23 protein-coding genes are annotated in these 24,985 nt (G+C 74.6%); 15 read left to right on the top strand and 8 right to left on the bottom strand.

The genetic code is table 11. The features are described 5' to 3' along the window. Positions 1 to 230: 230 nt before the first annotated feature. Both Sdia_RS21890 and kdgD read right to left on the bottom strand, forming a co-directional pair. The gene (locus tag Sdia_RS21890) at positions 231 to 1,811 is read right to left on the bottom strand and encodes an aldehyde dehydrogenase (NADP(+)) (RefSeq protein WP_100454306.1); all 1,581 of its coding nucleotides are present in this window, start codon (positions 1,809 to 1,811) and stop codon (positions 231 to 233) included. A gap of 68 nt (positions 1,812 to 1,879) precedes the next feature. After that, positions 1,880 to 2,806, bottom strand: a complete 927-nt coding sequence (gene kdgD / locus Sdia_RS21885; protein ID WP_100453489.1) for a 5-dehydro-4-deoxyglucarate dehydratase — start codon at positions 2,804 to 2,806, stop codon at positions 1,880 to 1,882. A 109-nt stretch (positions 2,807 to 2,915) separates the two neighbouring features. On the opposite strand from kdgD, the gene Sdia_RS21880 reads away from it, so the two are divergent. Then, a complete protein-coding gene (locus Sdia_RS21880) occupies positions 2,916 to 3,818 on the top strand; it encodes a LysR family transcriptional regulator (protein ID WP_115069190.1) in 903 nt (300 codons plus the stop codon). A gap of 594 nt (positions 3,819 to 4,412) precedes the next feature. On the opposite strand, the gene Sdia_RS21875 is transcribed toward Sdia_RS21880, so the two are convergent. After that, the gene (locus Sdia_RS21875) at positions 4,413 to 4,769 is read right to left on the bottom strand and encodes an MmyB family transcriptional regulator (protein WP_229830313.1); all 357 of its coding nucleotides are present in this window, start codon (positions 4,767 to 4,769) and stop codon (positions 4,413 to 4,415) included. 206 nt (positions 4,770 to 4,975) lie between these two features. Between Sdia_RS21875 and Sdia_RS21870 the strand changes: the two genes are divergently transcribed. Then, positions 4,976 to 5,908 (top strand): HipA family kinase, encoded by a 933-nt coding sequence (locus tag Sdia_RS21870; RefSeq protein ID WP_229830316.1) that lies wholly within the window; start codon positions 4,976 to 4,978, stop codon positions 5,906 to 5,908. Between the two features lie 68 nt (positions 5,909 to 5,976). Here the strand turns inward: Sdia_RS21870 and aceB are convergent, their stop codons facing one another. Further along, positions 5,977 to 7,617 carry a malate synthase A gene (gene aceB / locus Sdia_RS21865; protein ID WP_100453491.1) on the bottom strand — a complete coding sequence of 547 codons (1,641 nt, stop codon included), beginning with the start codon at positions 7,615 to 7,617 and terminating at the stop codon, positions 5,977 to 5,979. Positions 7,618 to 8,077: 460 nt separating this feature from the next. On the opposite strand from aceB, the gene Sdia_RS21860 reads away from it, so the two are divergent. From Sdia_RS21860 to Sdia_RS21850, 3 genes are read left to right on the top strand one after another with little or no spacing between them, the layout of a single operon-like run. Beyond that, positions 8,078 to 8,620, top strand: coding sequence for a 2Fe-2S iron-sulfur cluster-binding protein (locus tag Sdia_RS21860; protein WP_115069501.1), 543 nt, complete (start codon positions 8,078 to 8,080; stop codon positions 8,618 to 8,620). Then, positions 8,620 to 9,606 carry an FAD binding domain-containing protein gene (locus Sdia_RS21855; protein WP_164380833.1) on the top strand — a complete coding sequence of 329 codons (987 nt, stop codon included), beginning with the start codon at positions 8,620 to 8,622 and terminating at the stop codon, positions 9,604 to 9,606. The genes Sdia_RS21860 and Sdia_RS21855 overlap by 1 nt, the downstream gene beginning before the upstream one ends. A gap of 26 nt (positions 9,607 to 9,632) precedes the next feature. Next, entirely contained in the window at positions 9,633 to 11,744 is a 2,112-nt protein-coding gene (locus tag Sdia_RS21850; RefSeq protein WP_100453493.1) for a xanthine dehydrogenase family protein molybdopterin-binding subunit, read from the top strand. 25 nt (positions 11,745 to 11,769) lie between these two features. Here the strand turns inward: Sdia_RS21850 and Sdia_RS21845 are convergent, their stop codons facing one another. Continuing rightward, on the bottom strand, positions 11,770 to 12,345 hold the full coding sequence (locus tag Sdia_RS21845; RefSeq protein ID WP_100454312.1) for a nucleotidyltransferase family protein: 576 nt from the start codon (positions 12,343 to 12,345) through the stop codon (positions 11,770 to 11,772). A 289-nt stretch (positions 12,346 to 12,634) separates the two neighbouring features. On the opposite strand from Sdia_RS21845, the gene Sdia_RS21840 reads away from it, so the two are divergent. Further along, positions 12,635 to 12,961 (top strand): DUF5955 family protein, encoded by a 327-nt coding sequence (locus Sdia_RS21840; RefSeq protein ID WP_229830318.1) that lies wholly within the window; start codon positions 12,635 to 12,637, stop codon positions 12,959 to 12,961. 9 nt (positions 12,962 to 12,970) lie between these two features. Here Sdia_RS21840 and Sdia_RS21835 read toward each other — a convergent pair whose 3' ends face one another. Further along, positions 12,971 to 13,777 (bottom strand): IclR family transcriptional regulator, encoded by an 807-nt coding sequence (locus tag Sdia_RS21835; protein WP_100453494.1) that lies wholly within the window; start codon positions 13,775 to 13,777, stop codon positions 12,971 to 12,973. 391 nt (positions 13,778 to 14,168) lie between these two features. Here Sdia_RS21835 and allB point away from each other — a divergent pair, with 391 nt between their 5' ends. Together allB and Sdia_RS21825 are read left to right on the top strand one after the other, a co-directional pair. Continuing rightward, complete coding sequence (allB, locus tag Sdia_RS21830) at positions 14,169 to 15,503, top strand: allantoinase AllB (protein ID WP_115069192.1); 1,335 nt, start codon at positions 14,169 to 14,171, stop codon at positions 15,501 to 15,503. A 231-nt stretch (positions 15,504 to 15,734) separates the two neighbouring features. Continuing rightward, positions 15,735 to 16,157 (top strand): guanyl-specific ribonuclease, encoded by a 423-nt coding sequence (locus Sdia_RS21825; RefSeq protein WP_164377905.1) that lies wholly within the window; start codon positions 15,735 to 15,737, stop codon positions 16,155 to 16,157. Positions 16,158 to 16,257: 100 nt separating this feature from the next. Here the strand turns inward: Sdia_RS21825 and Sdia_RS21820 are convergent, their stop codons facing one another. Continuing rightward, the gene (locus Sdia_RS21820; RefSeq protein WP_100453497.1) at positions 16,258 to 16,458 is read right to left on the bottom strand and encodes a hypothetical protein; all 201 of its coding nucleotides are present in this window, start codon (positions 16,456 to 16,458) and stop codon (positions 16,258 to 16,260) included. Between the two features lie 179 nt (positions 16,459 to 16,637). Between Sdia_RS21820 and Sdia_RS21815 the strand changes: the two genes are divergently transcribed. The 3 genes from Sdia_RS21815 (at position 16,638) to Sdia_RS21805 (ending at position 19,874) form a co-directional block, all read left to right on the top strand. After that, positions 16,638 to 17,873 (top strand): sensor histidine kinase, encoded by a 1,236-nt coding sequence (locus Sdia_RS21815; protein WP_189399513.1) that lies wholly within the window; start codon positions 16,638 to 16,640, stop codon positions 17,871 to 17,873. Next, complete coding sequence (locus tag Sdia_RS21810; RefSeq protein WP_100454317.1) at positions 17,870 to 18,574, top strand: response regulator; 705 nt, start codon at positions 17,870 to 17,872, stop codon at positions 18,572 to 18,574. Before Sdia_RS21815 ends, Sdia_RS21810 begins: the two co-directional genes overlap by 4 nt. A gap of 115 nt (positions 18,575 to 18,689) precedes the next feature. Next, the gene (locus Sdia_RS21805) at positions 18,690 to 19,874 is read left to right on the top strand and encodes a cytochrome P450 family protein (protein WP_189399511.1); all 1,185 of its coding nucleotides are present in this window, start codon (positions 18,690 to 18,692) and stop codon (positions 19,872 to 19,874) included. 46 nt (positions 19,875 to 19,920) lie between these two features. On the opposite strand, the gene Sdia_RS21800 is transcribed toward Sdia_RS21805, so the two are convergent. Continuing rightward, positions 19,921 to 20,925: a Gfo/Idh/MocA family protein gene (locus tag Sdia_RS21800; RefSeq protein WP_100453500.1), complete on the bottom strand. Its 1,005-nt coding sequence runs from the start codon at positions 20,923 to 20,925 to the stop codon at positions 19,921 to 19,923. 102 nt (positions 20,926 to 21,027) lie between these two features. Here Sdia_RS21800 and Sdia_RS21795 point away from each other — a divergent pair, with 102 nt between their 5' ends. From Sdia_RS21795 to Sdia_RS21780, 4 genes are all read left to right on the top strand, one after another. Beyond that, the gene (locus Sdia_RS21795) at positions 21,028 to 21,792 is read left to right on the top strand and encodes a GntR family transcriptional regulator (RefSeq protein WP_189499852.1); all 765 of its coding nucleotides are present in this window, start codon (positions 21,028 to 21,030) and stop codon (positions 21,790 to 21,792) included. A 267-nt stretch (positions 21,793 to 22,059) separates the two neighbouring features. Further along, positions 22,060 to 23,064 (top strand): sugar ABC transporter substrate-binding protein, encoded by a 1,005-nt coding sequence (locus tag Sdia_RS21790; protein ID WP_115069194.1) that lies wholly within the window; start codon positions 22,060 to 22,062, stop codon positions 23,062 to 23,064. Then, the gene (locus Sdia_RS21785; protein ID WP_100453503.1) at positions 23,061 to 24,113 is read left to right on the top strand and encodes an ABC transporter permease; all 1,053 of its coding nucleotides are present in this window, start codon (positions 23,061 to 23,063) and stop codon (positions 24,111 to 24,113) included. Before Sdia_RS21790 ends, Sdia_RS21785 begins: the two co-directional genes overlap by 4 nt. Then, positions 24,110 to 24,985, top strand: a complete 876-nt coding sequence (locus tag Sdia_RS21780; protein ID WP_100453504.1) for an ATP-binding cassette domain-containing protein — start codon at positions 24,110 to 24,112, stop codon at positions 24,983 to 24,985. Before Sdia_RS21785 ends, Sdia_RS21780 begins: the two co-directional genes overlap by 4 nt.

Genomic DNA, 24,985 nt, shown 5'->3' with positions numbered 1-24,985 from the left:
TCCCACAGAGCGCGTCGCGCGGCAGCAGCGGTACGGGGGCGGTCAGAAGGGCGGTGGGACGGTACGGGGAGAGGGCGTGCGTCGGACGCGCGGTCCGGACGCCGTGGCCGTCGGGAAGCGGCGAAAGCCGTCGTGGTGTCATTTCGTCCTCACGACACTGGAAAGGAATGCGTTCGCGGGCGGTTCGGTCCCGGCCGGGAGGCGTTACTCCCGGCCGGGGTCAAGCGGACTCAGCGGTCGTCGGTGAGCGGGGCCCGGCCGGGTACGCCGTCGACCCGGCGCCACACGCCGAGCGGATTGGCGTCGCGCAGTTCCTCGGGCAACAGGGCGTCGGGAACGTCCTGGTAGGCGACGGGCCGCAGGAACCGCTCGATGGCGAGGGTCCCCACGGAAGTGCCGCGCGGGTCGGTGGTGGCGGGGAAGGGGCCACCGTGCACCATCGCGTGGCCGACCTCGACGCCGGTGGGCCAGCCGTTGAAGAGCACGCGCCCGGCGAGTTCCTCCAGGAGGGGCAGCAGGCGCCCGGCGAGCGGCAGATCGGCGTCGTCGGCGTGCACGGTGGCCGTGAGCTGGCCTTCCAGCACGTGCAGGGCGGCCGTCAGCTCGTCGAGGTCCGCGCACCGGACGATCAGCGACGTCGCGCCGAAGACCTCGGTCTGAAGGGCGGGGTCCTCGGTGAAGCGCGCGCCGTCCACGGTCAGCAGACGGGCCCGGCCGCAGGCCGCGCTGTCGATCCGGCCGCCACGACCGGTCTCCTCGACGCCCCGACGGCCCGCCAGGGCATCACCGCAGGCGGCGTAGTGGCGGGCGATGCCGGGGGTGAGCATCGTGGCTCCGGGATCCGCCGCGACGGCCTCGGCGGCGGCCGTGGCGAAGGCGTCCAGGCCGGGCCCGTCCACGGCGAGGACGAGCCCCGGGTTGGTGCAGAACTGCCCGGCTCCCAGGGTGAGTGATCCGGCGAAGGCGGCCCCCAGCTCCGCGCCCCGGGCCTCGAGGGCGGCGGGCAGGAGCAGCACCGGGTTGATGCTGCTCATCTCCGCGTAGACGGGGATCGGCACGGGCCGGGCGGCGGCCGCGGCCGCTATCGCCAGGCCGCCGGAGCGGGAACCGGTGAAGCCGACGGCGCGCACCCGGGGGTCGCGGACCAGCCTGGTCCCCAGCTCCGTGCCGCCGCCGACGAGTTGGGAGAAGACTCCTTCGGGCATACCGGTCCCGGCGGCCGCCCGGCTGACGACGCGTGCCACCAGCTCGGCCGTCCCCAGGTGAGCCTGGTGCGCCTTGACGATCACCGGGCATCCGGCGGCCAGCGCCGAGGCGGTGTCGCCCCCGGCCGTGGAGAAGGCCAGCGGGAAGTTGCTCGCGCCGAAGACCACGACGGGACCGACGGCTGTCCGGCGCTGCCGGATGTCGGCGCGCGGCAGCGGACGGCGGTCCGGCAGCGCCCGGTCGACGCGGGCCCCCTGCCACACGCCGGCCCGCAGTTCCGCGGCGAACAGCCGCAACTGGCCGCTGGTGCGCCCGACCTCGCCGGTGAGCCGGGCGAGGGGCAGCGCGGTCTCCGTGTGGGCCCGTTCCACCAGCGCGTCCCGCTCCTCGTCGAGCAGGTCCGCGATGCGGTCGAGGAAGGCGGCGCGCCGTTCCGGGGCGGTCGTCCGGTAGGTGGTCGCGGCTTCCCGCGCCAGTCGGCAGGCCTGGTCGGCCTGCTCGGCCGACGCGGCCCGGTAGCCGGGTCCGAGGGGCTCCCCGGTGCGGGGGTCGACGGAGCGGATCTCGTCGCCCGTACCGATGACGGGGCGGGCCCCGATGACCATCGCGCCTGTGGGGGCGGTCGGGGGAAGAAGGGACACGGGTGGCTCCTTTCCTTCGCGGGGGACGCGTGTCAGGCGACGGCGAGGCGTGAGGCCTCGATGACCCCGGCGAGCAGTTCGCGCTCCGCCTCGTCCAGGTCGGTCAGGGGCGGCCGTACCGGGCCGGCGGGGTGTCCGGTCAGATCCATCCCGGCCTTCACGATGCTGACCGCGTAGCCCGGCTTGCGGTCGCGGATCGCGGTGTAGGGGAGTACCACGCGGTCGAGCATGGTCTGCACCTTCGCCCGGTCCCGTGCCCGGACCGCCTGGTAGAAGGCCAGGGCGAAGTCGGGGAGGAAGTTGAAGATGGCGGAACTGTAGGTCGTGGCTCCCAGTTCCAGGTAGGGCAGCGCGAAGGTCTCCGCGGTCGGCAGGCCGCCGATGTACACCAGGCGGTCGGCGAGTCGCGACCGGATCTGGGTGATCCGCTCCAGGTCACCGACCCCGTCCTTGAGGCCGATCAGGTTGGGGCAGGCGTCGGCGAGGGCCGCCACCGTGTCGGCGGTGTAGACGGCGTTGGCGCGGCTGTAGAGGACCACGCCCAGCGAGGTCGCCTCGCAGACCGCCCGCACATGGGCGGTCAGGCCGTCCGAGGACGCCTCGGTCAGGTACGGCGGGAAGAGCAGGACACCGTCGGCGCCGACCGCTTCGGCGTCGCGCGCCATGGCGACCGCCTGGGCGGTGCCGTGCCCGGCCGGGGCGAGGATGGGCGTGCCGGAGGGGGCGCTCTCCACGGCTGCCCGCAGCACGGTGCCGACCTCCTGCGGGGTCAGAGAGAAGAACTCCCCGGTCCCGCCGGCCGCGAACAGGGCGGCGATGTCGTACTCGCTCATGCGGGCGATGTTGTCCCGGTAGGCGGTCTCGTCGAACGCCAGGCCGGGCGTGAAGTGGGTGACGGGAAACGACAGCAGCCCGGAGCCGAGGCGTTCGGCAAGCTCGGTCGGGGTGTGGGTGGGCATGAGCGTTTCCTTCCGCAGACGTGCAGAACAGCGATTTCGATGACCATAGGAACGAAACTGATGCACGTCCAACACTTCTTACGTATCGATTGATGCGCATAATGGATCGATGTTCACCTTGAGTCAGCTGGAAAGCTTCGTGGCCGTCGCCGAGACGCTGCACTACGGACGGGCGGCGGAGCGGCTGTCGATGACCCAGCCGCCGCTGTCCCGGCGCATCCAGCTCCTGGAGCGTGAGCTGGGTGTCGAGTTGTTCGACCGGGCCGGCCGGTCCGTCCGGCTCACCGCGGCCGGGCAGGCCTTCCTCGGTGATGCCCGGCGCATCCTCGGGCTCTCGGAGCAGGCGGCGCTGTCCGTGCGGCGGACGCTGGAGGGCGAGGTCGGGACCGTGGCGCTCGGGTTCACCGCGTCGGCGGCGCACTCCGTGCTCGACGGCATCGTGGGGGCCGTCCACGCCGAGCTGCCCGGCGTCGGACTGGTGCTGCGCGAGCGGGTCTCCGGAGCGCAACTGGAGGAGCTGCGCTCCGGAGAGCTGGACCTCGGGCTGGTCCGCCCGCCGGTACCCGGCACCGGGATCGCCCACCATCCGCTGCACCGCGAGGCCCTGCTGGTCGCGGCGCCCGCCGGCCACCCGCTCGCCGCACCGGACCGCACTCCTCACATCAGCGACCTCGACGGAGAACCGTTCGTCATGTACTCGCCCGCCGAGGCCCGCTACTTCTACGAGGTGCTGGTCGGGGTCTTCCGCCGGGCGGAAGTCGTCCCGCGCTACGTGCACTACCTCAGCCAGGTGCACACGATCCTCGCGCTGGTCCGCGCGGAGCTGGGGCTCGCCCTGGTACCCCGCGCCGCGGAGGCGCTCAAGCTGGACGGCGTCGTGCTACGCCCGGTGGTGGGGGTCGAAGGCGAGCCGGTCGAACTCGTCGCGGCCTGGCGGGCGGGCGACGACAACCCCGCCCTGCACGCGGTCCGCGACGTGGTGACCGGTCTCGCCGACCGGGGGGCGTTCTGAGGATGCTTGCCGCGCCCCCCGGTGCGGGCGGGCCGCGGAGCGGTGCCCCGGCCTCTGCGGCCGACGCCGTGACAAGGGTGTCCACGGGCTGCCCGATCACCTGGCGCGCCGGGTGGCCGAGGGGGAGATGCGCCGTCGGCCCACGCGTCCGGGCCGCCCCGAGGCGTACCGCCGGACCGCGCGCACGAACTCCCCCGGCCGGGCGCTCAGCGGCCTGGGGAACCCGCGGCACGGTTCCGTGCGGCGTGGTACCGGCGCGGCACCCCGGACGCCGTCGGCGCAGCCGGCCCGCGTCCGGCAGCGGGCCGGGCACCCACCCGTGCCCGGCCGGGCGTCCGGTGGCACGACGGCCGCGTGGCCGGCGGCCGCCACACGGGGCACCCGATCCCCGCGGCGGAGACGCACGCGACGCTCCGCGAGGTGGTCGGGCAGGTGGCTCGGGCCACGCGCAGGGCGCCGGCACGCTGTTGGCTCACCTGTCGTCCCGGCCACCCGTCTCGTCGCGCGGGTGCTCAGCCGGCTGTCGTACCACCGCCACGTCGGCCGTGCCGGGGCTCCTGCGGCGGCACGGCGGAGGAGCGGCGGCGGGACCGGTCAGGTGCCCACGGGGCGTGCCCCCAGTACCGGCAGCAGGCGCAGCCTCTCGTCGTCCGCCGACCCCGGGGCGGCCGTGTACACCAGGAGCGTCTGGTTCTGTTCCGGGTCCAGCAGTACCTGGCACTGCAGGGTGAGCACGCCCAGTTCCGGGTGGCGCAGGCGCTTGGGGTCGACGCGGGGAACGTCGATCTCGTGAGCGCTCCAGAGCGAGGCGAACTCCTCGCTGCGGTCCAGGAGGAGGTCACGCAGTTCCTCGGCGCGCCCGCCCGCCCGGACGGCGGGAGCGGTCCCGCCCCGGTCCCGCCGAGAGCCGGGCCTCGTGCACGTGGCCCGGTGGACGTCCTGCCAGGGCACCTCTGTGCCGAGTGCCGGGCCGGACGCGTCCCGTGGCGGGCGTGCCGGGGTCCGGGGCGGAGCGGCCCGCTGGCTCGGCACTCCCGTCCTGCGTCACACTGGGCCACCATGCGCACTTCATGCCGGCGGCCGGCGCCAGCGGCCGCACCGCCGTCGGCGGACCGCTGGGCGCTGGGGCTTGTCGTGGAAGGTGAGGCGGAGAAGTCGTGGGGCCTGGGAAGACGCTGAGAGAGATCACCGCGACCCGCTACGTGCAACCGCTGACCGCCGGCGGGTCGGTCCCCGGCGTCGTCGAGGCGGACGACCTGGGCACGTACGTCGTCAAGTTCACCGGAGCGGCGCAGGGGCGCAAGGCGCTGGTCGCCGAGATCGTCGTGGGGGAGCTGGCGCGGCGGCTCGGCCTGCGGGTGCCGGAGCTGGTGCTGGTCGACTTCGACCCGGTGGTGGCGCGGGACGAGCCGCACCAGGAGGTGCAGGACCTGGTGCGCGCCAGCGCCGGGCTCAACCTCGGCATGGACCTGCTGCCGGGAGCGGTGGACTTCCAGCCCGGCGACCTGGCGGTCGACCCGCTGGAGGCGGGACGGGTGGTGTGGCTCGACGCGCTGACGGCCAACGTCGACCGGACGGTGCACAGCACCAACCTCATGATCTGGCCCCCGCCCGGGACACCGCGCTCCCCGCGGCGGCTCTGGCTGATCGACCACGGGGCGGCCCTCGTCTTCCACCACCGGTGGGACAGCGCCGCGGGAGCGGTGAGCAAGCGGTACGACTTCCGGCACCACGCCCTCGGCGGCTACGCGCCCCAGGTCGCCGAGGCCGACGCGGAACTGGCGCCCCGGGTCACCCACGACCTGCTCCGCGAGGTCACCGCGCTCGTCCCCGACGCCTGGCTGGCCGGTGAGCCCGGCTTCGCCTCGCCCGACGAGCTGCGCGAGGCGTACGTACGGCAGCTCGCGGAGCGGGCCGCCGTCTCCGGACAGTGGCTGCCGGTGGAGTTCCCCTCGGCCCGGCAGCTCGCCGAGGCCGACGCCGAGCGGGCCGCGGCCACCCGGGCCGGGCGGCCCGCCTGGCTCCAGCACGTACCGGATCTGCACGGCAAGCCGGACGCGGCGCCCGACTGGTCCCGGCACCTGGGCTGAGCCGGGGCCGGCCTGCCTGTGCCCCGGCGGCGGGCGCCGGGGCACAGGCGGGGCGGGGTGCGGCCGGGTCAGCCGACGAGCTGCTCGTAGGCGGGCAGCGTCAGAAAGTCGGCGTAGTCGTCGTCGAGGGAGACGGTCAGCAGCAGGTCGTGGGCCTGCTGCCAGCGGCCGGCGGCGAACGCCTCCTCGCCGGTCTCGGCGCGGATCGCGGCCAGTTCCGCGGCGGCGACCTCGCGGGCCAGGTCGCGGGTGACCAGGACCGTGGCGCCGTCCCGCTCCACCTCGACACCGGCGTTGATCCACTGCCAGATCTGCGAGCGGGAGATCTCCGCGGTGGCCGCGTCCTCCATCAGGTTGAAGATGGCGACGGCGCCGAGGCCGCGCAGCCACGCCTCGATGTAGCGGATACCGACCTGGACGGCGTTGCGCAGGCCGTCGAAGGTGGGCTCGGCGTCCAGCGAGTCGATGGCGATGAGGTCGGCCGCGGTCACCGAGACGTCCTCGCGGAGCCGGTCCTTCTGGTGCGGCTTCTCGCCGAGGACGGCGTCGAAGGACTCCAGGGCGATCGGCACCAGGTCGGGGTGGGCGACCCAGGAGCCGTCGAAGCCGTCCCGGGCCTCGCGGTCCTTGTCGTCCTTGACCTTGGCGAACGCCACCTTGTTCACCTCGGCGTCGCGGCGCGAGGGGATGAACGCGGCCATGCCCCCGATGGCGTGCGCACCGCGCCTGTGGCAGGTGCGGACCAGGAGTTCGGTGTAGGCGCGCATGAACGGCGCGGTCATCGTCACCGCGTTGCGGTCCGGCAGGACGAACTCGCGGCCGCCGTCACGGAAGTTCTTGACGATGGAGAAGAGGTAGTCCCAGCGGCCCGCGTTCAGCCCCGAGGCGTGCTCGCGCAGCTCGTAGAGGATCTCGTCCATCTCGTAGGCGGCGGTGATGGTCTCGATGAGGACCGTGGCACGGATCGTGCCGTGCGGGATGCCGACGTACTCCTGGGCGAAGGTGAAGACCTCGTTCCAGAGGCGGGCCTCCAGGTGCGACTCGGTCTTGGGCAGGTAGAAGTAGGGCCCCTTGCCGAGGTCGATCAGGCGCTGGGCGTTGTGGAGGAAGTACAGGCCGAAGTCGACCAGGGCGCCGGGCAGCGGGGTGCCGTCGGCGGCGCGCAGGTGGCGCTCGTCCAGGTGCCAGCCGCGCGGGCGGACCACGGCGGTGGCCAGCTCCTCCTCGGGCTTCAGGGCGTACGACTTGCCGGTGCGCTCGTCGGTGAAGTCGATGCGCCGCTCGTAGGCGTCGGTGAGGTTGATCTGGCCCTGGATGACGTTCTCCCAGGTGGGAGCGGAGGCGTCCTCGAAGTCGGCGAGCCAGACGCGGGCGCCGGAGTTGAGGGCGTTGATCGTCATCTTGCGGTCGGTGGGGCCGGTGATCTCGACCCGGCGGTCGGTCAGCGCGGCCGGGGCCTCGGCGACGCGCCAGGAGTCGTCCTCGCGGACGTGCGCCGTCTCGGGAAGGAAGTCGAGCGTGCAGGTGCGGGCGATCTCGGCGCGGCGCCCGGCACGGCGGGCCAGGAGTTCGTTCCGGCGGGGGGTGAAGCGGTGGTGGAGCTCGCCGAGGAAGGCGAGCGCCTCGTCCGTGAGGACTTCCTCCTGGCGGGGGAGGGGCTCGGCGTCGATGGTGACCGGCGTCGCGGACGGGGACGCGGGTGCGGACATGACTGTCACTTCCTTCAGCGTGGGTGGGCCCCGGGCGGGGCCGGTCCTTGGGTCGCTCGGCGGGCGCGGGGCCGCCCGGGTGGGCGGCGGCACCGGGTGCCAGGGGGGATTCAGGGCTTTCGGAGAGCCGTTGTCGGGGACAGTGGTTCTGATCAGTGGATACTAGTTTCCTCATGGTGGAAGTTCAATGTTCTGTTGACGTCGAGAATCTTCTGGTCGACAGAAGGTGGCTCTGGGTGCCATGGGGATGACTACAAGTGGCCGGGGCCGCGGTTCGTGCACTCCTCCTACCCGCGGGGGGCGCCGGCCTCGACGAGCGCCGGCCGGCTGAGGCGGGCGGTCGCCACACGTTCGCGCTGTCCGGCGGGCGGAGCGGGGTGAGGTGGCTGAGGGTGGAGAGGCGGGAGGGGCCGGCTCGACCGTGCGGTGGTCCTCGCCGCAGCTGAGGAAGGTGGTCGTGGTGGCCGTAGGGCTGGGAACGCCGGATACGGGGGAGACCTCGTCCGTCACCCTCGAAGTCAACGGGGAGCGGCACGAGTTGCGCCTCGACAACCGGGCGGCACTCCTCGACGTGCTGCGGGAGGGGCTCGGGCTGACCGGGTCCAAGAAGGGGTGCGACCACGGGCAGTGCGGTGCCTGCACCGTGCTGGTGGACGGGCGCCGGGTCAACAGCTGCCTGCTCCTCGCGGTGGCGCTGGACGGGGCGCGGGTCACCACGGTGGAAGGGCTCGCCGGGGACGGCGGACCGCATCCGGTGCAGCAGGCGTTCCTCGACCGGGACGCCTTCCAGTGCGGGTACTGCACGCCCGGCCAGATCTGTTCGACGGTGGCCGTCCTCGAGGAGGCCGCGCAGGGGAGGCCCTCGGCCGTCACCGACCCCGGCCACCCGGTGGGAGAACCCGTACCGCTCACCGGTGACGAGATCCGCGAGCGGCTCAGCGGCAACCTCTGCCGGTGCGGGGCCTATCCGAACATCGTCGACGCCGTACGGGACCTGAGCTGATGCGGACCTTCACCTATGTCCGGGCCGCCGACGCCGGCGAGGCCGCCCGCGCCCACGGCGGCCGGGCCGGCTCACGTTACCTCGCGGGCGGGACCAACCTGGTCGACCTGATGAAACACGGAGTCGAGGCCCCCGACACGCTGGTGGACATCACGCGGCTGCCGATGGACACCGTCACCGAGGAGGCCGGCGGCGCGCTGCGGGTCGGGGCGCTGGTGCGCAACAGCGACCTCGCCGCCCACCCGGTCCTGCGGGTCCGCCACCCCGCGGTCTGCGAGGCACTGCTCGCCGGAGCCTCGGCGCAACTGCGCAACGCCGCCACCACCGGCGGCAACCTGCTCCAGCGGACCCGCTGCGCCTACTTCCAGGACCTCTCCATGCCCTGCAACAAGCGGGAGCCGGGCACCGGATGCGCGGCCCGCGAGGGCGTCCACCGCGAGCACGCCGTCCTCGGCCACTCGACGGCCTGCATCGCCACCCACCCCTCCGACCTGGCGGTCGCGCTGGCCGCGGCCGACGCCGAGGTGGAGACCACCGGGCCTGAGGGGGAGCGCGTCGTCCCGGTCACCGAGTTCCACCGGCTCCCCGGCGAACTGCCCGAGCGCGACACCGTCCTTCGGCCCGGCGAGATCGTGACCGCCGTCCGCCTCCCCGCGCCGCCCGAGGGCACCCGGGCCGCCTACCGCAAGGTGCGCGACCGGGCCTCGTACGCCTTCGCGCTCGTCTCCGTGGCCGCCCAGCTCACCCAGCGCGCCGACGGCTCCGCCGAGCAGGTGCGGATCGCCCTCGGCGGGGTGGCCCACCGGCCGTGGCGGGCCTGGCGCGCCGAGACGGAGCTGACCGGGCGGGTGCTCACCGAGGAGCGGGTGACCGCCGCGCTCGACGCGGAGCTGACCGCCGCCGAGCCGCTGCGCGACAACGTCTTCAAGATCGGCCTCGCCCGCGACCTCGCCCGCACCGTCCTGCTCGGCCTCACCCGGCCGTAGGGCCCCGTCCATGGAAGGCCGTCGAGATGACTGACACCACCCCGGAGCTCGGTACGGGCGTCCCGCGCCGCGAAGGCCGGGACAAGGTCGCCGGTGCCGCGCGGTACGCCGCCGAGTACGCGCCGCCGGGACGCGCCCACGCCTGGCCGGTGCCGGCCACCGTCGCCGCCGGCAGTGTCCGTTCGGTGGACGACACGGCGGCCCTGGCGCTGCCCGGCGTGCTCGCCGTCCTCACCGCCGAGAACACCCCGCCCCTCGCCCCGGCCGACGACCCGGTGCTCGACGTCCTCCAGAACGCCGACGTCCCGCACCGCGGCTGGATCGTCGCGCTCGTGGTGGCCGAGACGCTGGAGGCCGCCCGCGCGGGCGCCCAGGCCGTCCGCGTCAGCTATGACACCCGGCCGCACGACGTCACCCTCACCCGCGACCACCCGGACCGCTACGTGCCCGAGAACGCCAACGGCGGTCACCCCGCCGTCCGCGAACGCGGCGACGCACCGGGCGCCTTCGCCGACGCGCCGGTCCGGGTCGACGCCGCCTACGACGTGCCGCCGCTGCACAACCACCCGATGGAACCGCACGCCGCCACCGCCTTCTGGGCCGACGGCCACCTCACGGCGCACGACTCCAGCCAGGGCGGCAACGCCGTCCGTGCCGCCCTCGCCCAGGTCTTCGACCTCCCCGAGGAGCGCGTCACCGTCACCTCCGCGCACGTCGGAGGCGGCTTCGGTTCCAAGGGCACCCCGCGCCCGCACGTCGTCCTCGCCGCGCTCGCCGCCCGCCACACCGGACGCCCCGTCACCCTCGCCCTGCCCCGCCGGGACCTGCCCGCCTCCGTCGGCCACCGGGCGCCCACCCTGCACCGGGTGCGGCTCGGCGCCGACTCCGACGGCAGACTGCTCTCCGTCGAGCACACGGCGCTCACCCACACCTCGCGCGTCAAGGAGTTCGTCGAGCAGGCCGCCGTTCCCGCCCGCGTCATGTACGGCTCGCCGCACAGCAGCACCGTCCACGAGGTGGTCCCCCTCGACGTGGCCACCCCCTCCTGGATGCGCGCCCCCGGCGAGGCGTCCGGCATGTACGCCCTTGAGGCGGCCATGGACGAACTCGCCGAGCGGGCCGGGCTGGACCCCGTCGAGCTGCGGGTGCGCAACGACCCGGCGGACGAGCCCGACAGCGGCCGCCCGTTCAGCAGCCGCCACCTGGTGGAGTGCCTGCGCGAGGGTGCCCGCCGCTTCGGCTGGCAGGACCGCGACCCGCGCCCCGGCGTACGCCGCGAGGGGCCACGCCTGACCGGTACCGGCGTCGCCGCCGCCACCTACCCGGTCCTGGTCTCCCCGTGCCGGGCCTCGGCCACCGCGCTGCCCGACGGCGGATACCGCGTACGGGTCAACGCCACCGACATCGGCACCGGCGCCCGCACCGTCCTCGGCCAGATCGCGGCCGACGCCCTCGGCGTCCCCGGCGACCGCCTGCGCGTCGAGATCGGCGACAGCGACCTGCCCCGGGCCCCGCTGGCCGGCGGCTCCTCCGGGACCGCCTCCTGGGGGTGGGCCGTCCACGAGGCGTGCACCACGCTGGCCCGGCGCCTCGCGGGTAACCCGGAACCGCCGTCCGGGGGACTCACCGCCGAGGCCGACACCACCGAGGCGGTGGAGGCCGGATCGCCGTACGCCCGGCACGCGTTCGGTGCCCACTTCGCCGAGGTCCGCGTCGACACCGACACCGGCGAGGTCCGGGTGCTGCGCGCCTACAGCCACTTCGCGGCGGGGCGCATCCTCAACGCCCGTACCGCCCGCTCCCAGTTCCTCGGCGGCATGGTGATGGGGATCGGCATGGCCCTCACCGAGCGCAGCACCCTCGACCCGGCCTTCGGCGGTTTCGTCGAGCGCGACCTCGCCGCCTACCACGTACCGGTCAGCGCCGACGTGCCCGCGCCACCCGCCATCGACGCGGGCTGGTTCGACGAGCGGGACCCGCACCTCAACCCGGTCGGCGGCAAGGGCATCGGCGAGATCGGCATCGTCGGCATGGCGGCGGCCGTCGGCAACGCCGCCCACCACGCCACCGGCGTCCGCTTCCGCTCCCTGCCCCTGACTCCGGACAAGGTCCGGGCCGCCCTCGCCGGGGGCACCTGAACCACCCGCACCGGGCCGGACGGGGTCACCCGCCGCCGAGCCGCCACAGGTCGTCCGGGGTGTCGATGTCGTGCGGCTCGGCGATGTCCCCGCACTCCACCAGGGCGAGTCCGCCGGCGTGCATCGCGAGGTAGCTCCGCGCGCCCTGGTCACCCGCCGCCCCGGCGGCCACGCCCGCCCAGTGTGCCGCCCCGAAGAGCACCGGGTGGCCGCGCCGCCCCGCGTACCCGGCCGCGGCCAGCGTGCCCGGGCCCCGGTACGCCGCGTGGAGCCGGGCGACGGCGGCCGCGCCGATGCCCGGCTGGTCCACCAGGCACACCAGGGCGGCCCCGGCCCCGACGTCCTCGAGGGAGGCGAGGCCGGCCCGGAGCGAGGAGCCCATGCCGGTCGCCCACGCCGGGTTCTCCACGATGACGCAGCCGGCCAGGTCGGCGCGTTCCCGTACCGCCGTCGCCGCCGCGCCCAGCACCACGTGCACCCGCGCGCAGCCGCCCGCGCGCAGCGCCGCCACCGCGTGCTCCACCAGCGGGCGGCCGCCGTACTCCAGCAGTGCCTTGGGGCGGCCGCCCAGCCGCCGGCCGCCCCCGGCCGCCAGCAGCAGACCGGTCACCTGGTCCCCGTACGTGTCCCCGGCCCCGCCGGGTGCTCCCGCTCTCGTCTCCACCCGTCCTGCATACCGCACGGGAGCCGGTGGCCGGCCACGGGCGGAAGCGGAATCCGGGGTGCCGAAAGGGCGGCAACGGTGGCAACAACGGTGAATTCGCCCCGCCCGCTGGCGTGTCGGGGTCCTGCTGGCGTTTACTGAACGGTCCCGGTGCGCCTGACCATCGTGCCGGGGAGCAGGACCACACACAGGCACGGCGTACAGCGGTGTGCGCAGGGGAGGGGCCGTGGTGCGAAGTATGGACATGGGGCGGCAGGACCGGCGGGTGGTGGCTGCCTGCCAGGACCCGAGGATCGAGGAACTGCGCGGTGCCACGGCGCAGTTGCACAGGAGGCTCGCCGCGCACCGGACGGATTTCCCGGACCGGGCGGTCGCCGAGGAGGAGCTGGCCGCGCTCGGCGCGATGGCGCGCGAGGGCACGCCCGACCAGGGGCGGCTGCGCCGCTCGCTGCTGGTGGTCGCCGCCTCGCTCGGCTCGGTGAGCGCCCTCGCGACGGAGCTGACCCGGCTGCGGGCCGCCGTGGAACTCTTCGGCACCGGGGCGCCCGGCTGAGCCGCCCGGTCAGCCGGGCTGGCCCGAGGCGGCCAGTTCGGCGGAGAGTTCTTCCGCCACCTGCTGGAGCACCGGCACGATGGTGGTGACGGCCTCCTCGGTGACGCGGCCCGCCGGACCCGAGATGGAGATGGCGGCCGCCGTGGGGGAGTCGGGGACCGGCACCGCCAGGCAGCGGACCCCGACCTCCTGCTCGTTGTCGTCGACCGCGTAGCCGAGCCGCCGCACCTCCTCCAGGGCGCCCAGGAACGCCTCCGGGGTGGTCAGGGTCCGGGCGGTGGCGGCCGGCATGCCGGTGCGGGCCAGCAGCGCGCGCACCTCCTCCGGCGGGGCGCCGGCCAGCAGGGCCTTGCCGACGCCAGTGGAGTGCGGCAGCACCCGGCGGCCGACCTCGGTGAACATCCGCATCGAGTGTTTGGACGGCACCTGGGCCACGTAGACGACCTCGTCGCCGTCGAGCAGGGCCATGTTGGCGGTCTCGCCGGTCGCCTCGACCAGCCGGGCCAGATGCGGCCGGGCCCAGGTGCCGAGCAGGCGGGAGGCGGACTCGCCGAGGCGGATCAGGCGGGGGCCGAGCGCGTAACGGCGGTTGGGCTGCTGGCGTACGTAGCCGCAGGCGACCAGGGTGCGCATCAGGCGGTGGATGGTCGGCAGGGGCAGGCCGCTGGTGGCCGAGAGCTCGCTCAGGCCGACCTCGCCGCCCGCGTCCGCCATCCGCTCCAGCAGGTCGAAGGCGCGTTCCAGGGACTGCACGCCGCCGGCGGGCCGGGCGGCCGCGCTCTCGGCGGAGGCGTCGGGGGTGCGGGACGTCGGCACGTCGCGTTCCTTTCGGAGCAGGCGGGCAAGGCAGCAGCCTACCCGGCGGGCGGTGCCCGCCCTCGGGCGCCGTGGAGGGGCGCTGCCCGGGGGCGGAGGTGTGCGGTGCCGGGTCGGCCCGTACAGCGGTTCATCTTCTGTTATCCGGAACAGTAATTTCACAAAATGAAAAGGTCCAGCGTACAGGAGGCGTCGAGGCCTGTCGGTCGGGAGGTCGCGGCCGGTGTCCCCCGGGGGTTCCGGGTGGGTGGCGGGGTGGTGCGGCTCGGCCGGCCGGGCGGTCCGGAGCTGCCGTAAGCGCGCCGAAGGCCCTTGACGGGGCAGGTCGAGGCGGGAAAACTCCTTCAACAGAACGTTGAAATCGCAGGACGCACGGAGGAAAGGGGCCGGGGTGCCGGAGCTGGAACGGGTACTGCGCTCGACACGGGTCGTCACTCCCACCGGGACACGGGCCGCCCAGGTCACCGTGGCCGACGGGGTCATCGCGGGTGTGCTGCCGCACGACGCGCCGCCGCCGGCCGGGGTGCCCGTGGAGGAACTGGGGGACGCGGCCCTGCTGCCGGGGCTCGTCGACACCCACGTGCACGTCAACGACCCCGGGCGCACCGACTGGGAAGGGTTCTGGACCGCCACCCGGGCCGCCGCCGCCGGAGGCATCACCACCCTGGTCGACATGCCGCTCAACTCGCTGCCGCCCACCACCACCCCCGCGCACCTCGCGCTCAAGCAGGACACCGCCCGGCCGCGGGCCCACGTGGACGTCGGCTTCTGGGGCGGCGCGCTGCCCGGCAACACCGAGGAGCTGCGGCCCCTGCACGACGCCGGTGTCTTCGGCTTCAAGTGCTTCCTGTCGCCGTCCGGTGTCGAGGAGTTCCCGCCCCTCGACCAGGGCCAGCTCGCCGTCGCCCTCGCCGAGATCGCCGGGTTCGACGGGCTGCTCATCGTGCACGCCGAGGACCCGCACACCCTCGACGGCGCCCCGCAGCGCCCCGGGCCGCAGTACGCCGACTTCCTCGCCTCCCGGCCCGGAGAGGCCGAGAACCAGGCCATCGAGAACCTCATCGGACAGGCCGCGCGCCTCGGCGCCCGCGTCCACGTGCTGCACCTCTCCGCCGCCTCGGCCCTGCCGGCCATCGCCGCCGCCCGCCGCGACGGCGTCCGGATCACCGTCGAGTCGTGCCCGCACTTCCTCACCCTCACCGCCGAGGAGGTCCCCGACGGCGCCACCGAGTTCAAGTGCTGCCCGCCCATCCGTGAGGCCGCCAACCGGGACGCGCTGTGGGCCGCGCTCGCCGACGGCACCATCGACTGCGTGGTCTCCGACCACTCCCCGTCCACCGCCGAGCTCAAGACCGGCGACTTCGCCACCGCCTGGGGCGGCATCTCCTCCCTCCAGCTCGGCCTGCCCGCCGTCTGGACCGAGGCCCGGCGGCGGGGCCACACCCTGGACGACGTGGTCCGCTGGATGTCCGAGGCCCCGGCCCGCGTCGCCGGACTCACCGCGAAGGGGGCCATCGCCCCGGGCAAGGACGCCGACTTCACCGTCCTCGACCCGGAGGAGACCTTCACCGTCGACCCGGCGGCACTCCAGCACCGCAACCGCGTGACCGCCTACGCCGGGAGAACCCTGCGGGGCGTGGTCCGCTCCACCTGGCTGCGCGGCCGCCGCATCCTGCACGAGGGTGCCTACACCGAACCCGCCGGCCGCCTTCTGGAGCGCGGCTGACCCGGTGACGGCGGACCTGTCCGGCGGCGGCCCACCCCGGCTGAGAGGGTGGGCCGCCGCCGTCCGCCCCCTCTCCGCGCGCCGCTCGCACCACGGTTCGACGGCGCGTGCGCACCGGGGGCGCACCACCGGCGGCCCCGGGCGGCGCATCCGGCTCGTTCGGCAACAGACGGAAAATTAACGGTCGTTGACCTTGACGCACCCCGGTCTACGCGCGTCATCCTTAGGCGCATGCGAATCCCCCCACGCATCGCCGCAGTCACCGCGCTCGCCGCCGCCCTGCTGATCGGTGGCCCCGCCGCCGCGCAGGCCGCCCCGGCGCAGGCCCCCACCGCGCACAGTCTCCAGGCCGCCGTCGCCGCCCAGGCGGTCGGCGACATCTGCTACTCCGACCTTCCCGCGCAGGCCCACGACACCCTCGACCTCATCGACGCCGGCGGGCCCTTCCCGTACCCGCAGGACGGCACCGTCTTCCAGAACCGCGAGGGCCTGCTGCCCGCGCAGTCCACTGGCTACTACCACGAGTACACGGTCGAGACCCCCGGCTCCGACAACCGCGGCGCCCGCCGCATCGTCACCGGCTCCGCCGCCGACGAGGACTACTACACCGCCGACCACTACGCCTCGTTCGACCTGGTCGACCACGGCTGCTGACCCGTCCGACTCCGGCCCCGCGCCTCCCCGCGCGGGCCGGCCACACGGGCCGGCGGTGCCCCACACCGCCGGCCCGGAGCGTATCCGCCGCCGTCCGCGCTCACTCGGGACGGCCGGACGCCACCGCGAACAGCGCCACCGCCAGCACCAGGGCGGCGATGCTCGCGTACACCTCGTAGCCGTCCAGAAAGCCGATGCGGGAGACCAGGCCCACGTCGAAACGGTCGGTGAACGCGGTCACCAGGCCCATGGCCCCCTGAAGGAGCAGCAGGAAACCGGCGATCTCCAGAATCTTCCTCATACCGCGATCCTCGCCCCGCGGACCCCCCACGCACATCGGCCGCGGGGCGAGGTCGCACCCTTCCCCGGTAGGTACCCGGCGGGAGCGACCCCCTCCTCAGGTCGACACCGTGCCGACGATGGTCCACGGCCGGGCCGTCCGCTCCCGCGGGGGCTACGGGATGCGTAGATTTGCCGACCATGGGCATCCGCGCCGACCGCCACCACCACGCCACGCCCGGCTCCGGCCGGCCTGTTCCGGCGCCCGGCCCGGCCGGCCCCGCCGATGGCCGCCCGGTCCGGCGTGGCCCGCGCGACTGGCTGGCCGACTTCACCTGCTTCGTGCTCGCCGTGGCGATCGGCCTGACCGGACTCGACGTGCTCCGGGACCAGCCGGGCCTCCCCGCGGGCGTCGCCGTCGCCGACCAGGTCGCCGGTGCCCTGGCCTGCGCGGCGGTCTGGGTCCGGCGCCGGTACCCGCTCGGCTTCGCCGTCGCCACCGCCGTGGTCGCCGTCGTCGCGCAGACCGCCGGGGGCGCCGCCGTCGTCGCCCTCTTCACCCTCGCCGTCCACCGGCCCTTCCGCCAGGTCGCCTGGGTCTCCGCCGGCTCGCTGGCCACCGCACCGCTCACCTTCTGGCTCTACCCCGAGCCCGGCCTCGACCAGGTCGCCGCCGTCGTCTTCGCCGCGGTGCTCATCGCCGCCACCGTCGGCTGGGGCATGTACGTCCGCTCCCGGCGCCAACTCCTGCTCAGCCTGCGCGAGCGCGCCCGGCGCGCCGAGGCCGAGGCCGAGTTGCGGGCCGCACAGGCCCAGCGGCTGGCCCGGGAGGCGATCGCCCGCGAGATGCACGACGTCCTCGCCCACCGCCTGACCCTGCTCAGCGTGCACGCCGGGGCACTGGAGTTCCGGCCCGACGCCCCCACCGCCGAGATCGCGCGCGCCGCGGGGGTGATCCGGGACAGCGCCCACGACGCCCTCCAGGACCTCCGCGCCATCATCGGCGTGCTGCGCACCGGGGACGACTCCGACGCCGCCCGCCCCCAGCCCACCCTGGACGCCCTGACGGACCTCCTCGACGAGGCCCGCGAGGGCGGTACGCCCCTCACCCTCGACCGGCGCCTCGCCGCCGGGGCCGATGTGCCGCCGGCGCTCGGCCGCACCGTCTACCGCGTCGTGCAGGAGTGCCTGACCAACGCCCGTAAACACGCCCCCGGCGCGCCGGTGACGGTCACCCTCACCGGCGGGCCCGGCGCCGGGCTGAGCGTGGACGTGGCCAACGCCGCCCCCGCCGGACCCGTCCCGCCCGTACCCGGCTCCGGGCAGGGCCTCATCGGCCTCACCGAACGCGCCACGCTCGCCGGGGGCCGCCTCGCCCACGGGCCCCGCCCGGGCGGCGGCTTCCGGGTCACCGCCTGGCTACCGTGGGCGCCATGAGCGACACGACCGAGATCACGGTGCTCCTCGTCGACGACGACCCGTTGCTGCGGGCCGGACTCACCTTCATGCTGGGCGGCGCCGGCGACCTGCGGGTCGTCGGCGAGGCGGGTGACGGCCGGGAGGTCCCCGCCCTGGTCGAACGGCTCAGGCCGGACGTGGTGCTGATGGACATCCGGATGCCGCACGTCGACGGCCTCGCCGCCACCGAACGGCTCCGTGCCCTGCCCGACGCCCCCGAGGTCGTCCTGCTCACCACCTTCCACGCCGACGAACAGGTGCTGCGGGCGCTGCGCGCCGGGGCGGCCGGGTTCGTCCTCAAGGACACGCCGCCCGCCGAGATCGTCGCCGCCGTCCGCCGGGTGGCCGCCGGGGACCCGGTTCTCTCCCCGGCCGTCACCCAGCAGCTCATCGACCAGGTCGCCCAGGACGGCCCGCACACCCGCCGGGCCGGCGCCCGCCGGCGCCTGGACACCCTCGCCCCCCGCGAACGCGAGGTCGCCCTCGCCGTCGGCCGTGGCGCCTCCAACGCCGAGATCGCCGCCGAGCTGCACCTCAGCGTCGCCACGGTCAAGGCCCACGTCTCCCGCGTCCTCGCCCGCCTCGGCCTCGACAACCGCGTCCAGATCGCCCTGCTCGCCCACGACGCCGGATACCCCGCGGGCCCCGCGCCACAGGGCCCCGCCGCGCCGGCCCGGTGAGCGTGGCACCCGGGGCGGCCTCGGTCGGTGCTGCCAACACGGCGCCTGAGTAGGCTGGTTGGGCCGACGCGGCACCGGGAAGTACCTGACGCGGCGCCGGCACGAAGGGGGCACCATGACCGATGTCGTCGACCTCGCGGCCTACGGCGAGCCGTTCACCGCCGACCCGTACCCGGTCTACGCCGAACTGCGCGAGCGCGGCCCGGTCCACCGCGTCCGCGTGCCCGGAGCGGGCGGCCCCGTCGAGGCGTGGCTGGTCGTCGGCTACGAGCAGGCCCGCGAGGCCCTCGCCGATCCGCGGCTGTCCAAGGACCCGACGACCCTGGGTGTCGAGATCCCCGAGGGCGAACTCATCGGGCGCCACATGCTGGTCGCCGACCCGCCCGAGCACACCCGGCTGCGGCGCCTGGTGGCCCGCGAGTTCACGGGCCGCCGCGTGCAGTCCCTCGCCCCGCTCGTGCGGCGGATCACCGACGAACTCCTGGACGCGATGGTGCCCCGGGGGCGCGCCGACCTCGTCCAGTCCTTCGCCTTCCCGCTGCCGCTCACCGTCATCAGCGAACTCCTCGGTGTCCCCGTCGCCGACCGGGCCGCTTTCCGCCGCATGTCCAGCGAGGTGGTCGCCCCCTCCGGGCAGGTCCCGGCCGAGGCGAACCTCGCCGCGCTCGGCACCTTCCTCGACGCCCTGATCGAGGAGAAGCGGCGTTCGGGCACGACCGGCGACCTGATCAGCGACCTCATCCGTACCGCCGACGACGGCGGCGACCAACTCAGCTCCAGCGAACTGCGGGCGATGGCCTACCTGTTGCTCATCGCCGGCCACGAGACCACCGTCAACCTCATCGCGGGCGGAGTCCACACCCTGCTCCGCCACCCGGAGCAGCTCGCCGCCCTGCGCGCCGACCCCACCCTGATCGACGGCGCCGTCGAGGAGATCCTGCGCTACGAGGGCCCCATCGAGACGGCCACCTGGCGGCACACCACCGAACCGGTGGAGATCGGCGGCGTCCGTCTGGCGGAGGGCGAACCCGTCCTGGTCAGCCTCGCTTCGGCGGGCCACGACCCGGCCCGCTTCCCCGACCCCGAGCGCTTCGACATCCGCCGCCGCACCCAGGGCCACCTGGCCTTCGGCCACGGCCTGCACTTCTGCCTCGGCGCGCCGCTGGCCCGGCTGGAGGGGCGGATCGCCCTCGACTCCCTGCTGGAGCGCTGCCCGGACCTCGCCCCCGACGGCGAACCCTCCGGCTGGGCGCCGGGCCTGCTCATCCGCGGCGTCACCGACCTGCCCCTGCGCTGGTGACGCCCCGGCCCCGGCGCGCCGCCCGCGCCGGGGCCCGCACCCCGCCTCAGCCGCCCGGCACCTCCGCCAGGCGCACCGGCCGCCGCTCCCGCCGCGACACCTCGCACGCCTCGGCCACCCGCAGCGCGGCCAGCGCCTCGCGGCCGTCGCACGGGTTGGCCAGCTCGCCCCGGGCCACCGCCAGGAAGGCGTCCAGCTCCGCCTCGTACGCCGGGGCGAACCGCTCCAGGAACCCGGGCCACGGCTCCGCCGGGGCCGGTGGGCCGCCGGGCTCCGCCGAGGTGAGCGGCGCCCGGGCGTCCAGCCCCACCGTCAGCTGGCCCGCCTCGCCGGCCAGCTCCATGCGCACGTCGTACCCGGCGCCGTTGCAGCGCGTCGCGGTCGCCGTCACCAGGCACCCGTCGTCCAGGGTGAGCAGGGCGGCCGCGGTGTCCACGTCCCCGGCGTCCCGGAACATGGCGGGACCGGCGTCCGAACCCGTCGCGTACACCTCGGTGACCTCGCGGCCCGTCACCCAGCGGACCATGTCGAAGTCGTGCACCAGGCAGTCGCGGAACAGGCCGCCGGAGAGCGGGACGTAGGCGGGCGGCGGGGGAGCGGGGTCCGAGGAGAGGGCACGGACGGTGTGCAGGCGGCCCAGCTCGCCGGAGCGGACCGCGCGCCTGGCCGCCGCGTAACCGGCGTCGAAGCGCCGCTGGAAACCGAGCTGGAGGAGCGTGCCCGCCGCCTCCACCTCCGCCAGCGCCGCCAGGGTCCCCGGCAGGTCCACCGCGACCGGCTTCTCGCAGAAGACCGGCAGCCCCGCCCGCGCGGCCCGGGCGATCAGCGGGGCGTGCGCCGCCGTCGCCGCCGTCACCACCAGCGCCGAGGGCTCCGCCGCGAACAGCGCGTCCACGTCGGCGACCGCCTCGGCCCCGGTCCGGGCAGCCAGCGCCGCAGCGCGCCGCGGTTCCGCGTCCGCCACCACCAACGACGACACCTTCGGATGTGCCGCGAGCGTCCGGGCGTGGGCCGAGCCGATCCGGCCGGTTCCGGCGAGTGCGATCCTCATGGACCCAACGTGCAGGGCGCTCAGCGTCCCGTCAACCGGTTGTCAGGACAACCGGACCGCGCGCCTTCCGGGCCCGTGAGGACATCCCCTACGCTCGCCTGCGTGCCCCCGACCGACCAGGACCCGACCGCCGCGCTCCACCTGCGCGTCGACCGCGGCAGCCCCGTGCCGCTCTACCACCAGCTCGCCCAGCAGCTCGAGGCCGCCGTCACCGGCGGCGACCTCGCCCCCGGCACGCTCCTCGGCAACGAGATCGGCCTCGCCCGGCGCCTCGGCCTGTCCCGGCCCACCGTCCGCCAGGCCATCCAGTCACTGGTCGACGCCGGACTGCTGGTCCGCCGCCGGGGCGTCGGCACCCAGGTCCTGCACGCGCCGCTGCGCCGTCCGCTGGAGCTGAGCAGTCTCCACGACGACCTGGAGGCGGCCGGGCTACGCCCCACCACCCGCGTCCTGCGCTGCGTCACCGAGACGGCGAGTCCCGAGACGGCCGCCGCCCTCCAGCTCGCCGAGGGCAGCGAGGTGGTCCACCTGGAGCGGCTGCGGCTCAGCCACGGGGAACCGCTGGCCCGGCTGACCAACCACCTCCCGGCAGGGCTGCTCGGCCTCGACCCCGGCCGGCTCGCCGCCGGCGGCCTGTACGGGCTGCTCCGCGAGGCGGGCGTCACCCTGCACAGCGCCCGCCAGTCGGTCGGCGCCCGCGCGGCCACCGCGGAGGAGGCCGCACTGCTCGGCGAGGCGCCCGGCGCCCCGCTGCTGACCATGCGCCGCCTCAGCCGCGACCACACCGGCCGGGCCGTCGAACTGGGCAGCCACGTCTACCGCGCCACCCGCCACTCCTTCGACTTCCAGCTCCTCGCCCGCCGCTGACCGGCGGTGGACCGCACGCTCCGTGGGAACGGTCGTACAACGAACCGCGGACGTGGCGTCGCACACATTGACGCGCCCCCCGCGCCCCACTACAACCACACCGGACCCCGCCCACGCGGGCCCCGCGCCCCGTGGCGCCGGGGCCGGCCGGGCGGCCCCGGGCCCCCGGCCTGAGAACCGGCCGGAGCGGTCGGGGATACTTGGGCGGTTGGGGCGGCTGTTCCGCCCCCTTCGCATGAAGCGGCACAGCGAGAAGGGCACGGCCTCGTGGCACGGTTTCGGACCTGGGTAAGCATCGCGCTCGCAGGGGTTCTCGGCGCATCCCTCGCCGGGTGCAGCAGTACGGGCGGCAAGCGCGCCGAGGACGCGGCCAAGGCCGAGGCGGCCCAGGGGAGGGCCGCGGTGGACACGCCCCGCTGGACCTTCGCCATGGTCACCCACTCCGGCGACGGCGACACCTTCTGGGACATCGTCCAGAAGGGCGCCCAGCAGGCCGCCGCCAAGGACAACATCAAGTTCCTCTACTCGCACCACGACGAGGCCCAGCAGCAGGCGCAGCTGGTCGACGCCGCCATCGACAAGAAGGTCGACGGGCTGATCGTCACCCTCGCCAAGCCCGGCGCGATGAAGGCCGCCGTCGAGCGGGCCGTGAAGGCCGGCATCCCGGTCGTCACCGTCAACTCCGGCTCCGAGAAGTCCAAGGAGTTCGGCGCGCTGACCCACATCGGGCAGGACGAGGAGATCGCCGGTGAGGCGGTCGGCGAGGAGCTGAACGAGCGCGGCCGCAAGAAGGCCCTCTGCGTCCTGCACGAACAGGGCAACGTCGGCCACGAGCAGCGCTGCGACGGCGTCCGCGAGAGCTTCGACGGCAAGCTGGTCAACCTCTACGTCGACGGCACCAACATGCCCGACACGCAGGCCGCCATCGAGGCCCGGCTCCAGACCGACAAGAGCCTCGACTCCGTGGTGACCCTCGGCGCCCCCTTCGCGGACGCCGCCGTCAAGGCCAAGGAGGGCGCCTCCAGCAAGGCCGAGATCAACACCTTCGACCTCAACGCCAAGGTCGCCCAGGGGCTGAAGGACGGCACCCTCGGCTTCTCGGTCGACCAGCAGCCCTACCTCCAGGGGTACGAGGCGGTCGACCTGCTCTGGCTGTACCACTACAACGCGGACGTCCTCGGCGGCGGCCAGCCGGTCCTCACCGGCCCGCAGATCATCACCGAGAAGGACGCCGACGCCCTCGCCGACTACACCAAGCGGGGCACCCGATGAGCGCGCCCGCCCCCGCCACCCCCTCCGGCCCAGCGGACGAGCGGCTGATCACCCGATCCCCCCTGAAGAAGCTCCTCGGCCGCCCCGAGCTGGGCGCGGTCGTCGGCGCCGTCGCGGTCTTCCTCTTCTTCGTCTTCGCCGCCGACAGCTTCCTCCAGGTCTCCAGCCTCACCACGGTCCTCTACGCGGCCTCCACCATCGGGATCATGGCGGTGCCGGTGGCGCTGCTGATGATCGGCGGCGAGTTCGACCTCTCCACCGGCGTCGCCGTGACCAGCTCGGCGCTGGTCTCCTCGATGTTCAGCTACCAGATGACCGCCAACGTCTGGGTCGGTGTCGGCGTCTCCCTGCTGGTCACGCTCGCCATCGGGCTCTTCAACGGGATGCTGCTGACCCGCACCAGGCTGCCCAGCTTCATCATCACGCTCGGCACCTTCCTGATGCTGACCGGCCTGAACCTCGGTCTGACCAAGCTCATCAGCGGCACGGTCTCCACCAAGTCGATCTCCGACATGGAGGGCTTCGACTCCGCCAAGGCGGTCTTCGCCTCCACCCTCACGCTCGGCTCGGTGCACATCAAGATCACCGTGCTGTGGTGGCTCGCCCTGGTCGCCCTCGCCACCTGGATCCTGCTCCGCACCCGGTACGGCAACTGGATCTTCGCGGCCGGCGGCGACGCCGACGCGGCCCGCGCGGTCGGCGTGCCGGTGCGCGCCACCAAGATCGGCCTCTACCTGGGTGTGGCCCTCGGCGCCTGGATCTCGGGCCAGCACCTGCTCTTCTCCTTCGACGTGGTGCAGTCCGGCGAAGGCGTGGGCAACGAGCTGATCTACATCATCGCGGCCGTCATCGGCGGCTGCCTCATCACCGGCGGCTACGGTTCCGCGATCGGCTCCGCCGTCGGCGCGCTGATCTTCGGCATGACCAGCAAGGGCATCGTCTACGCCGAGTGGAACCCCGACTGGTTCAAGTTCTTCCTCGGAGCGATGCTGCTGCTGGCGACCCTGCTCAACCACTGGGTCCGCAAGCGGGCGGAGGAGACGGCATGAACGCGCATCCCGCACCCACCGTGGCCGGGGCCACGGGCGAGACCGGCCCCCTGGTCGAGCTGGCCGACGTCAGCAAGTTCTACGGCAACGTGCGCGCCCTGGAGGACGTCTCGCTGGAGGTCCACGCGGGCGAGATCACCTGCGTCCTCGGCGACAACGGCGCCGGCAAGTCCACCCTCATCAAGATCATCGCGGGGCTGCACCCGCACGACGGCGGCACCCTGCGCGTCGCGGGCGAGGAGACCCGCCTCGCCTCGCCGCGCCAGGCCCTGGACCGGGGCATCGCCACCGTCTACCAGGACCTCGCCGTGGTCCCGCTGATGCCGGTCTGGCGGAACTTCTTCCTCGGCTCCGAGCCGACCACCGGCAAGGGCCCCTTCCGCCGCATGGACGTCCGCTTCATGCGCGAGACCGCCCGCGCCGAGCTGGCCCGGATGGGCATCGACCTGCGCGACGTCGACCAGCCCATCGGCACCCTCTCCGGCGGTGAGCGCCAGTGCGTGGCCATCGCCCGGGCCGTCTACTTCGGCGCCAGGGTCCTCGTCCTGGACGAGCCCACCGCCGCCCTCGGCGTCAAGCAGTCCGGGGTCGTCCTCCGGTACGTCGCCGCCGCGCGTGACGCGGGCCTCGGTGTCGTCCTCATCACGCACAATCCGCACCACGCCTACCTCGTCGGGGACCGCTTCGTGCTGCTCAAGCGGGGTGCCATGGCCGGCAGTCACCTGAAGGGCGACATCGACCTGGACGAGCTGACCCGGCAGATGGCGGGCGGCTCCGACCTGGACGAACTGGGCGAGGCGCTGGAGCGGGCCCCCGTCCCCGACCACCTCGGCGGGGCCGCCGCGCGCGGCCGGGAGCCCGGCGGCCGGTGA

This window comes from Streptomyces diastaticus subsp. diastaticus (genome assembly GCF_011170125.1).
In the GTDB taxonomy this organism is placed as follows: domain Bacteria; phylum Actinomycetota; class Actinomycetes; order Streptomycetales; family Streptomycetaceae; genus Streptomyces; species Streptomyces diastaticus.
Note: the sequence above shows the minus strand (reverse complement) of the source record. Positions and strands in the feature narration are given on the sequence as shown.

Excerpts from the sequence above, each read along its gene's own strand:
- Sdia_RS21850 (WP_100453493.1), top strand. The coding sequence starts at position 9,633 with ATGACTGACACCACCCCGGAGCTCGGTACGGGCGTCCCGCGCCGCGAA.
- Sdia_RS21815 (WP_189399513.1), top strand. The coding sequence starts at position 16,638 with ATGGGCATCCGCGCCGACCGCCACCACCACGCCACGCCCGGCTCCGGC.
- Sdia_RS21855 (WP_164380833.1), top strand. The coding sequence starts at position 8,620 with ATGCGGACCTTCACCTATGTCCGGGCCGCCGACGCCGGCGAGGCCGCC.
- Sdia_RS21785 (WP_100453503.1), top strand. The coding sequence starts at position 23,061 with ATGAGCGCGCCCGCCCCCGCCACCCCCTCCGGCCCAGCGGACGAGCGG.
- Sdia_RS21820 (WP_100453497.1), bottom strand. The coding sequence starts at position 16,458 with ATGAGGAAGATTCTGGAGATCGCCGGTTTCCTGCTGCTCCTTCAGGGG.
- Sdia_RS21890 (WP_100454306.1), bottom strand. The coding sequence starts at position 1,811 with ATGGTCATCGGGGCCCGCCCCGTCATCGGTACGGGCGACGAGATCCGC.
- Sdia_RS21780 (WP_100453504.1), top strand. The coding sequence starts at position 24,110 with ATGAACGCGCATCCCGCACCCACCGTGGCCGGGGCCACGGGCGAGACC.
- Sdia_RS21805 (WP_189399511.1), top strand. The coding sequence starts at position 18,690 with ATGACCGATGTCGTCGACCTCGCGGCCTACGGCGAGCCGTTCACCGCC.
- kdgD (WP_100453489.1), bottom strand. The coding sequence starts at position 2,806 with ATGCCCACCCACACCCCGACCGAGCTTGCCGAACGCCTCGGCTCCGGG.
- Sdia_RS21825 (WP_164377905.1), top strand. The coding sequence starts at position 15,735 with ATGCGAATCCCCCCACGCATCGCCGCAGTCACCGCGCTCGCCGCCGCC.
- aceB (WP_100453491.1), bottom strand. The coding sequence starts at position 7,617 with ATGTCCGCACCCGCGTCCCCGTCCGCGACGCCGGTCACCATCGACGCC.
- Sdia_RS21810 (WP_100454317.1), top strand. The coding sequence starts at position 17,870 with ATGAGCGACACGACCGAGATCACGGTGCTCCTCGTCGACGACGACCCG.
- Sdia_RS21800 (WP_100453500.1), bottom strand. The coding sequence starts at position 20,925 with ATGAGGATCGCACTCGCCGGAACCGGCCGGATCGGCTCGGCCCACGCC.
- Sdia_RS21880 (WP_115069190.1), top strand. The coding sequence starts at position 2,916 with ATGTTCACCTTGAGTCAGCTGGAAAGCTTCGTGGCCGTCGCCGAGACG.